2 pseudogenes are annotated in these 1,136 nt (G+C 36.8%); both read left to right on the top strand.

Annotated features, from left to right (window positions below):
• Positions 1-229, top strand: a pseudogene (locus AB2B49_RS09140) (hypothetical protein); the annotation flags it as partial.
• Between the two features lie 3 nt (positions 230-232).
• Positions 233-1,125 (top strand): annotated as a pseudogene (locus tag AB2B49_RS09135) (hypothetical protein).
• The last annotated feature ends 11 nt before the right edge of the window (positions 1,126-1,136 follow it).

Below are 1,136 nucleotides of genomic sequence, written 5' to 3'. Positions count from 1 at the left end.
AACAACCACTGAAACAGGGGTGAGAACGGTGGATCATCTCCAAAGGACATTTGACTATGTCGCAGAGCATCCGGTCGCAGCTGTATTTTCTGTAGCAGCTGTAGTTTTTGGAGTGGTTGCTGCCCCTGTTATTGGAACTGCGTTAGGTGCTTTTGGAACTCTAAAATTACTAGGAGGGTTAACTAGCATCCTTATTGGAATATCTATTTTTAATAATAAAGGGGAGTAATATATGAAACTAGTAAAAAGGATAGTCAGTTCAGCGACGGAGGATATCTTACTTAAAATAGAGACTATTAGTCAGCTTAGTTCAGTCTTAGGAATATCTTTGGGAGTGCTGGCAGTGATTCTAGAATCTAAAGGTAATGAAAAATTATGGTCGTTAATATTTATATCAATGATGTTGGGATTCCTTATTCTTGTTTTATATCTACGAGTTGTATCCAATAAGGTAATCTATTTAATGTTACACGATTCTATAGATTTAGAGGTATATGAAGCTATGTTTAAGGTTGAAGCTGAAAAATCTATTAAGCCCTATAGAGCAACGTACCAAGAAAATTTCCATTTTGTTAAGGGACAAGTGACTTATTTGAAAGGAGATTTTCAAGCTGCGAAAGAAAATTTTGAAAAAATTAATTTAAAAAAAGTTTGGAAGAGATTTAGTACAGACATATTCCTAAGATTAACTTATGGTCAATTGTTGGTTTCCATTCATCTTCAAGATGAACCAGCTATCGCTTTCTTTGAGGAACAATTGTCCAAGGCGCCAGATTCGAAAGATGGGAAGGCTAAACTCGTTGCTCAAGCCCAAGCCATAAAAGATATTGTGTTCAATAAAGAAGTGAACGACTACTTCGATACCACAGAACCTGAAAATAAGCTAGCCNTCAAGCCCAAGCCATAAAAGATATTGTGTTCAATAAAGAAGTGAACGACTACTTCGATACCACAGAACCTGAAAATAAGCTAGCCCGAATCATGTTCTCTTATTACGGAGCTCTCAATGCCCAATTAAAAGGAGATGAAGCTCGTGCTCGTAGTTTGTTTGAAAGCATCCCCCATGAAAATCCAGAGCTTTTCTATGTACAGGAAGCGAAGAAATATTTAGAAGGAGAAAACTGATGTCAGAACGT

The organism is Streptococcus jiangnanensis (genome assembly GCF_040888325.1).
Lineage (GTDB): Bacteria > Bacillota > Bacilli > Lactobacillales > Streptococcaceae > Streptococcus > Streptococcus jiangnanensis.
This window is presented reverse-complemented; position numbering and strand designations above follow the sequence as displayed.